The sequence below is a fragment of the Rodentibacter sp. genome, assembly GCF_057314195.1.
This window is the reverse complement of sequence record NZ_DBHLAM010000029.1, coordinates 31,688-40,558: the sequence shown is the minus strand read 5'-3', so window position 1 is coordinate 40,558 and position 8,871 is coordinate 31,688. Positions and strand designations below refer to the sequence as shown.

Genomic DNA, 8,871 nt, shown 5'->3' with positions numbered 1-8,871 from the left:
GTAAAGGTTGGGATGAGAGAGAGATGATGAAGTGGTTGGGTGTGGCGATGAAGTAGGAGTGTAGTTTATCTATATTATTAGAATAAACTATCATTTCTTGTTATAATTTTCTAACTTTTAAATGACAGCTATAGCTTGTTGTTTATATTTTCTAAATAAATTTTATAAGCCAAGGTACCATAATGATAAATTCTATTAACATTAAACATTTCAAAAAATTAAAAGATCTAAATTTATCTTTTTCTCCTACTATAAATGTGATTTCAGGTGCAAATGGCACTTGTAAGACATCTCTTCTATACATGATTAGTAACTCGTTTCAAGAACCGAAATTAGAGTCTAACCAAGCGTTAAAAATCATCAGAAAAATAAATGAGATCTTCAATCCAAAAATTGAAACTATCACAAAAGGTGATAAAACTTTCAACGATCCCGCTCATGGAACCACAGGAGTTATGTATCATGTTAATTACAATAATAAACAAACCTTAGGTTTTCGCCGTCATAATTCAAGAAAACCTTCATTACATCCTCGATATGCAGTGAAACCACAATATTCAGCAGATACTAAAGAAAGCTTACCATCAATTCCTGTGATTTATTTAAGCCTCTTTCGTCTAATTCCTTTTGGAGAACTACAGGATAATATAAAAACTTCAAATTCTAATATTAACTTACCAGAAAATTACCTTTCGGATTTAAATAAATGTTATAAAGAACTAACTAGAATAGAAGTTAGTGATGTTAAGGTCCAAAATGTAGGTAGTATGAAAAAAAGGAACGATTTTACTTCAACAAATGAAAGTGTTGATTCAAATACCATTTCAGCTGGAGAAGATAATATAAGAATTATTCTAAATGCTATTTACTCATTAAAATTCTATTATGAAGAAGCTAGTCATAAAGAAACTGATTCAATTAAAAGTATCTTAATTATTGATGAATTTGATGCAACACTCCATCCATCAATGCAAATAAAACTAATGCAAATCATAATGGAATTTTCTCTGAACTATAAAATACAAGTCTTCTTTACAACACACAGCTTATATCTAATTGAGTACTTAATTAAAGCAAAACAAAATATTATTTATTTAATTGATCAAGTTGATAGTGTAACTAAGTTAGCAGAACCCGATGTTTATAAAATTCAAATGCATTTAGAAGAAAAAACATCTTTTAATCTATATTCAGGAAAATGTATTCCTGTATTAACAGAAGATAACGAGGCTAGAGAGTTCCTAGGAGTTATTTTTAATTATTTAAAATCTACTGATTCTAACTTTGGTAAAATTGTATCATATTTTCATCTAGTCCAGACAAATATAGGCTCAGAAATTATTGAAAATTTATTTAAAGATAAATTTATGAAAAAAACAACTATTAATTGCATTGGCATTATTGATGGTGATCATAACTCAAATATAATTAATAATATAGTATCCCTACCAGGTAGAAATAACCCAGAACAAGTATTTTTTAAATATTTAGAGAATTTAGATGATAAATTTTGGAATTCTAATGATATATTAGATAATGGATTTAGTAAGTCTTATTATACAAATATAATTTTACCAGATATTAATTCTATAGAATCTAGTATTAATCAAGCAAAAGAACAAGGAATATCAACTAAAGGAATGAAAAGAGAAAAACAGAAAAAGGTTTTTAATGATCATTTAAATTTCTTTGGGTTAGTTATGTCATATTGGGTAAACGATGAACGTAATAAAGAAGAAATTAATAATTTTAAAAAAGGGCTATATAGCCTATTTAAAAAATCAGCCACAGTAAATGGAATTAGCTCTAATTTATGGAGAGAAGAAGTTAATGAGGAAATAGCATGAACAGGTTTCTTTCACCGTTACGTTATCCTGGAGGAAAAACCGCCATTTATCCATTTTTATCCAGCTTATTAAATGAAAATAATTTACTTGGTTGCTCCTATGCAGAACCCTATGCTGGAGGAGGGGGAGTGGCTTTAAAATTATTAAAAAATAACTTAGTTAAAGATATCTATTTGAATGACTATGATAAAGCTATTTATTCTCTATGGTATTCAATTTTAAATTATTCGGATGAGTTGATTAAATGGATACAAGACATTGTTATTAATATAGAAAATTGGGAAATATGTAAAGATATTTATAAAAATGAAAAAGATGATATATTAAAACTAGGTAAGGCAACTATTTTTTTAAATAGAACCAATATATCTGGTGTAATAAAAGGTGGTGTCATAGGTGGAAAAGATCAACAAGGAAAATATAAAATTGATGCGAGATTTAATAAATATGAAATTATAAAAAAAATTAAATTAATAAGCTCACTCAGAGAAAGAATACATTTATTTAACATGGATGGAATAAATTTTATAGAGAAGCTAAATAAAGATGTTTTTATTTATCTTGATCCACCTTATTACAAAAAAGGTTCTAAATTATACATGAACTTTTTTCAAGATAAAGATCATGAAGAACTATCATTTTTTATTCAGTCTATAAAAAATAAATGGATTGTTTCGTACGATAATGAAATATTTATTAAGCAATTATATGAAAAATTTCCACAAATTACTTATAATCTTTATCAATCAACATCAAATAAGAAAGGGAAAGAAATCATTGTTTTTTCAGATAAACTTAGTTTTAAAAATTCTATTTCTTTACTGGACATTGAAAGCAACTAGCTTAATTCTCCATCCTACGATAGCGCAAGCGTCCTCGCTTGTGCCTCTCAGCTAAAAGTGCGGTGAAAATTTTCAGCTTTTTTTGGATTTATTGCAACAACCAATCCACCACATAAATCACTTCAATCCCATCAATCTCTGCTTGTTCGTAATATTTCCCTGTAATTAAGATCTTTTTATAGTTATCTTTAATATGCAAAAGATTATCTGTTTCGTGGGTATTTTCAGGGATTTCAAAGGCAATTTGTACATATAAAATTTCATTGGCTTTTCGGGCGATAAAATCAATTTCTTTACTGTCGAGTTTACCAACATCTACGGTATAACCCCGTCTTAGCAATTCAATAAAAACGATATTTTCTAAGCGATTGGCATAATTCGCGCCTTTTTTGCCGATAGCATGTCGTCTTAAACCGTTATCCACAATAAAATATTTCGCATTGGTTTTTAAATAGCCTTTTCCGCGAATATCATATTGTTTTACTTTATAAAAAAGAAAGGCATTTTCTAACAGATCAAGATATTTGCTGATGGTGTGATTTGAAGTGGGAACACGTTCAGACGTGAGCGTGTTGCTAATTTTGCTCGGATTCACCAACTGCCCTACATTATCCGCCAAAAAGAGAATCACGCTTTTAAGAATATGGGTATCTTTCACACCGGCTCGATGCGCAATGTCATTCAGCACGATGGAATCAAAAATGCCGGATAAAATCGTTTCTTTTAAAGGTTCATCAGCCATCACAACGCTGGGAAAACCGCCATATTTTTCGTATTCCGAATAGAGTTTATCCACCAATCTTGACTGGCTATCCACATTTTTGGAGCGTAAAAATTCTTTAAAAGAAAGCGGATAAATTTTGATTTCCACATATCGACCGCTTAACAGCGTTGCAAGCTCGCCGGAAAGCAAGTTGGCATTGGAACCTGTAATCACGATATCGGTGTTAAAACTCACGCGAAGCGCATTGACGATTTTTTGCCAACCTTCCACAAACTGAATTTCATCAATCAGAAAGTAGATTTTCTCTTGAGAAGACGGCATCTTTTCTTGAATCAGCTGTTGGAAGTCTTGAGCGTCTTTCATCCATTGATACTCAAAAGACTCAAAATTGAGATACATAATATTTTCGGAAGCAATGCCCTGCTGCTGCAGATAATCACGGTATTGCATGAGTAACACCGATTTACCGGAACGACGAACACCCGAGATGACTTTGATAAAATCGGTATCTTTAAATTGAATCAGTTGTTGTAAATAATTTTCACGAGAGATCATAGCTTTACTCATTGGAAATAAATTTCATATTTTTGAAAATTATACATAAATTGGAAGTTAATTTCCAATTTATATAAAAGAAACAAAAATTAGAATTTAATTTCCATTATTTAAGTATGACGCCTATTTCCCCTGCTTCTGTCTGAATACAAGAAAAACACGTTAAAATCCCTCCACGATGCGCACGCTTCTCAGCGTAAATGTTTGATCATGTTCAAAAATTACTCTCAACGCTCGCGGCACAAAATTTGAAGTGATTTATTGATCTTATCATCCGATTTAAGCTAGTTGCGTCGATTGCAAGTGCCGTGGTTAGATTGTCGGGAAGGGTGACGATGTTGTTATTTTGGAAATGGATTTATAACTTACCAAAAGTCCTCAAAATTAGTGTTTCATCTTTGATTTACCGTAGAAATGTGCGAGCTGACGTTAAATTTCTAATTTCTCAATTCCAAAAATTTCTTTTTTTATCCGATCAAACTTTACTTTCACGCCAAACGCTTTCGCCAGATTTTCCGCATTTAACACGGTTTGCGTTCCCCCATTAGCAATGATTTTGCCGTTATGCAACAAAATCACTTCATCGCAGAATTTGTAGGCAAGCGATAAATGATGGATTGCTACTGTAACCGTATGTTTGGGCGTGAGGGATTTAAGTTGTTCCATAATATCGATTTGATAATAAGGATCGAGCGCGGCAATGGGTTCGTCGGCAAGCAGTAAAGGTGCGCCTTTAATGCAACAGCGAGCGAGCTGCACGCGGGATTTTTCACCGCCGGAAAGTTGGCGGAAAGGCTTTTTCAGTAAATGCGAGACGGAAAACGTATCAGAAATCGACTGCACTTTTTCCTGTTCTTTGGCTTTGTTAAGCGGATTCGGCAGGCCCAGTGCGATAACGTCATACACGGATAAATCCCAATGAATTTCGATATTTTGCGCAAGGTAAGCTAACTGCCGGCTTTTTTGTGAGGCGCTCATGGTGCTTAATTTGTCGTGGTTAAACCAAATTTCGCCATCGGCAATAGGCAGAATCCCAGCGATAGTTTTTAATAACGTAGATTTTCCTGTGCCGTTGGCGCCCATAATGCCGACCAATTTTCCTTGCGGAATGCAGCAGTTAATATTTTTTAAGCCGTAAGACTGGGTAAGGTTTTCGATTCTAATCATAATTATCTGGCTAATTTTCGCTGTTCTGTTAATAAAATCCAAATTAAGCATGGAGCGCCGATAATTGCTGTCAGCGTGCCGATGTAAATGTGGGAGAAAAAGGGAATGTGTTGCACGCAAAGATCGGCGATTAAGAGCAACAAGGCGCCGAGCAATGCGCTGGTCAAATAAAGCTGAGACGGGCGTTTTTTCAGTAAAATTCGAGCGACGTGCGGAGCAATTAAGCCGATAAACCCGATGGTACCCGTTTGTGGAATGGTTGCGCCAACCAACAAGGCGACGCCGAAAGTTATGATGAAAAAGCTACGTTGCGGATCGATACCCATGGTGCCGGCGGTTTCTTCGCCAAAGGTGAGCAAATCTATGTAACGATGCTGTCGATACAAACAAGCCATACCAACTAATGCAATGGGTAAGGAAATTAACAAGGTATCCGATTGAGCCCACACCAATGAGCCTTGTAGCCAGCGGTAAAGTTCCGCCAATGCCCATGGGCTTTCGGCGTTAGAAAGCAATAAGGCAATTACTGCACCAAGCAACATATTTACCGCCAAACCGCTTAAAATCATCATGGTCGTGCCGTGATTTTTAGCAATGGCGTAAACCAATAAAAAGCTTGCTAAAGCCCCGGCAACACCACCAAATAGCAATATAGTAAAAGGCACAGAAAAATAATACAGAATCAGCACACTGGCGGCCGTTGCCCCCGCACTACTGCCGAGCAACCCCGGACTGGCGAGCGGATTTTGGAAAATCCCCTGCATGGCATTGCCCGCCAATGCAAGACAAGCTCCGGTCAGCACTGCCAAGCCGATACGCGGCACGCGAATTTCCCATAATACGAGAGAACGCATATCCGTCAGCACACCCTCGGCATTTTTGAGATGGGCGAAGTCATCGAGTTGGTGATAAAGGGCGAGAGCAGAGATCAGCGCGAGGGCTGAAAAAAGGATTAAATTTAAGGTTTTTTGTGTTTCCATGGTGATTACATTATGTGCGGAAGCGTGGCAAACAACGATTATTTAGCAACATTAAGAATACTTTAAAGGGATAAGCAATGGCGCCGCCCCTTGCAATAATTGAGAGAGGCTAATGGTTTTCGCGCCATCGTTTTATCATTAACGGATTCTCTGCGTTTTTTTCACTTTTGGCAGCACCGCATTGAACCCTCAAAATAGCACCGCATTGAACCCTCAAAATAGCACCGCATTGAACGCTTAAAACAGCACCGCATTGAACGCTTAAAATAGCACCGCATTGAACTCTCAAAATAGCACCGCATTGAACGCTTAAAATAGCACCATATTGAACGCTTAAAACGGCACCGCATTGAATGCTCAAAACAGCAGTGCATTGAGATTCGCATCGGCAAAAACGAATTAATTTTGCTTAATAGTCACGTATTCGGTTCGGAACAACGAAAAAAATTACTTTCCTATTCCATATTGGCGTAATTTATTGGCAATTGCCGTGTGCGATACGCCGAGGCGTTGCGCGAGTTTTCGCGTGCTGGGAAATTCGCGATAAAACGCACGTAGGACTTGAGCTTCATAACGCCCGATAATCTCATCTAAGGTTTGCTTTTCAAATTCTTCAATGGAAACGAGGGCATTTGACGGCAAACGAAGATTAAGGTTTTCGATAGTCAAGCGGTTATGCTTCGCCAAGGAACAGGCGCGATACAAGGTGTTATAAAGTTCGCGCACGTTACCTTGCCAATTATATTGCTGCAAATATACGAGGAACTGTCGATCAAAAGTTGGTTTCTGAATATTAAGGGATTCGCTGATTTCCTGCAGAAAACCTTCCGTTAAAGGTTCAATATCTGCAATCCGTTCGCGCAACGGCGGCACATTGAGGGTCAGCACGTTTAAACGATGAAACAAATCCGCGCGCACTTTGCCCTGTTCGACCAATTGATTTAATGGCATTTGCGCAGTGCAAATTACGCGCACGTTAGCATGATGTTCTTTTTCTTCACCGACTCGGCGAAACGAACCGTCCGTTAAAAAACGCAGTAGTTTCGCCTGTAAGCTGAGGGAAAATTCCGCAATGCCGTCTAATAACACCGTGCCGCCGTCGGCATATTCGAAAAAGCCGATGGTTTCGTCTTCTCCCACTTTACGGCCGAACATTTCGCTTTCTGCATCTTCGTCAGGTAAGCCGGCGCAATTCACTGCAATAAATTTATGCTCGCGGCGCAAACTTTGGTAATGGCAGGCTTTGGCTAATAAATCTTTGCCTGTACCGGTTTCACCTTGAATCAATAACGGTACATCAAACATGGCGAAACGTTGGGCATTTTGCACCGTATTTTTCATGCTTTCGCTGTGAGTCACAAAGCAAGAAAAAGGATGTTGCGGATCAAATTTAAAGGTCATAAAAGCCTACTTACTGCGAGTAAAAACTGTCGCTATGATAGTGAGTTTATCCTTTTCCGTAAAGATTTATTTACAGAAATGTGCGCTATAAAGGAGGGAGGAATTGAACAATTGTAGTGAGGCGGATTTCAATGCGGTGCTGATTTGAATTTGCACTTATAGGTGAATATTTTAGATAAATTAAAAGGACTAAGCGCTATAAAAATAATGCTTAGTCCTTACATTCAATTGAGTTTTCAGAAATCAGAGTAATCTCAGTTTCTGCTTAACAATTGATTACTCTGCAACAACAACGATGTTTAATGTTGCGAACACTTCACCATGAAGTTGGAAACGAACGTCGTGGTCACCGAGAGTACGGATTGGACCATTTGGTAAACGCACTTCACTTTTCGCAATTTCAATGCCTGCTGCGCTTACAGCATCAGCAACATCGCGAGTTGTGATTGCGCCGAATAAACGACCTTCGTCACCGGCTTTAGAAGCAATAGTAACCGCTCCCAATGCGGTAATTTGCGCTGCACGGGCTTGTGCCGCGGCAAGACTTGCTGCCGCTGCCGCTTCTAATTCGGCACGGCGTGCTTCAAAGTGTTCGATATTAGCTTTGGTCGCCATAACCGCTTTTCCTTGCGGGATTAAGAAGTTACGTGCAAAACCTGATTTAACATTAACTTGATCACCAACATTACCTAGGTGAACAATTTTATCTAAAAGAATTACTTGCATTTGTCCTTCCTCTTCTTAGTTATGATGCATATCAGAGTAAGGGATTAACGCTAAATAACGTGCGCGTTTGATAGCGCGGGCTAATTGGCGTTGGTACTTCGCACGAGTACCGGTAATGCGGCTTGGTACAATAACGTGCCATTTGGCTGTCTCCTAATCTATAAATTCGATTTGCTCGGCATGTAAGACTAACTGATGTAAACCGTTGTTGGTTTTATGAGAGGTTATAAACCCGACTATCAATAGTTGAGTGCCGACCGTAATGCTTTGAGTTTTTTCTACTAATTGATTGCCGCTGATTTGAATCGGCATTTTTAACCACGCTTGGCGGGGCAAACCGCTTTCAATTTGTTCCGAACGATGTTCCAACCAAAACCGGCAATGCTCGACCCCGTTAGGGCTTTTTGATCGCTTAGGTTCGTGAGTGACGACACCCATTAACGACAAGCGATTATCAATATTCGAATTACTCTTCAGCATCCTCAAAATCGTTGGTTTCAACTTCAGTTGAAGCGCGACGTTCGTCTTTCGCTTTAACCATTGGGGACGCTTCTGTTACGGCGTGCTTAGTGTGAATAACAAGACTGCGTAATACAGCATCGTTATAACGGAAAGTCGTTTCTAGCTCG

At 37.6% G+C, this 8,871-nt stretch carries 8 protein-coding genes and 2 pseudogenes; 2 read left to right on the top strand and 8 right to left on the bottom strand.

All coding sequences use genetic code 11. The annotated features are described in order from the left end of the window. Positions 1 to 182: 182 nt before the first annotated feature. Both ACO59Y_RS04495 and ACO59Y_RS04490 read left to right on the top strand, forming a co-directional pair. Positions 183 to 1,847 (top strand): AAA family ATPase, encoded by a 1,665-nt coding sequence (locus ACO59Y_RS04495; protein WP_486131012.1) that lies wholly within the window; start codon positions 183 to 185, stop codon positions 1,845 to 1,847. After that, entirely contained in the window at positions 1,844 to 2,689 is an 846-nt protein-coding gene (locus ACO59Y_RS04490) for a DNA adenine methylase (RefSeq protein ID WP_486131010.1), read from the top strand. Before ACO59Y_RS04495 ends, ACO59Y_RS04490 begins: the two co-directional genes overlap by 4 nt. An 88-nt stretch (positions 2,690 to 2,777) precedes the next feature. On the opposite strand, the gene ACO59Y_RS04485 is transcribed toward ACO59Y_RS04490, so the two are convergent. From ACO59Y_RS04485 to rpsF, 8 genes and pseudogenes are all read right to left on the bottom strand, one after another. Continuing rightward, positions 2,778 to 3,980 (bottom strand): ATP-binding protein, encoded by a 1,203-nt coding sequence (locus ACO59Y_RS04485; protein WP_486131008.1) that lies wholly within the window; start codon positions 3,978 to 3,980, stop codon positions 2,778 to 2,780. A 417-nt stretch (positions 3,981 to 4,397) separates the two neighbouring features. Further along, on the bottom strand, positions 4,398 to 5,135 hold the full coding sequence (locus ACO59Y_RS04480) for an ABC transporter ATP-binding protein (protein WP_486131006.1): 738 nt from the start codon (positions 5,133 to 5,135) through the stop codon (positions 4,398 to 4,400). A 2-nt stretch (positions 5,136 to 5,137) separates the two neighbouring features. After that, positions 5,138 to 6,115, bottom strand: a complete 978-nt coding sequence (locus ACO59Y_RS04475; RefSeq protein WP_486131004.1) for a FecCD family ABC transporter permease — start codon at positions 6,113 to 6,115, stop codon at positions 5,138 to 5,140. A gap of 447 nt (positions 6,116 to 6,562) precedes the next feature. After that, positions 6,563 to 7,516 (bottom strand): sigma 54-interacting transcriptional regulator, encoded by a 954-nt coding sequence (locus tag ACO59Y_RS04470; protein WP_486131002.1) that lies wholly within the window; start codon positions 7,514 to 7,516, stop codon positions 6,563 to 6,565. A 276-nt stretch (positions 7,517 to 7,792) separates the two neighbouring features. Further along, positions 7,793 to 8,242, bottom strand: coding sequence for a 50S ribosomal protein L9 (gene rplI, locus ACO59Y_RS04465; protein ID WP_373603162.1), 450 nt, complete (start codon positions 8,240 to 8,242; stop codon positions 7,793 to 7,795). Positions 8,243 to 8,257: 15 nt separating this feature from the next. Further along, a pseudogene (gene rpsR, locus ACO59Y_RS04460) lies at positions 8,258 to 8,374 on the bottom strand (30S ribosomal protein S18); the annotation flags it as partial. A gap of 21 nt (positions 8,375 to 8,395) precedes the next feature. Further along, positions 8,396 to 8,722: a primosomal replication protein N gene (gene priB, locus ACO59Y_RS04455; RefSeq protein WP_486130999.1), complete on the bottom strand. Its 327-nt coding sequence runs from the start codon at positions 8,720 to 8,722 to the stop codon at positions 8,396 to 8,398. Further along, positions 8,709 to 8,871: pseudogene (gene rpsF / locus ACO59Y_RS04450) on the bottom strand (30S ribosomal protein S6); the annotation flags it as partial. The pseudogene rpsF and the gene priB, both read right to left, overlap by 14 nt.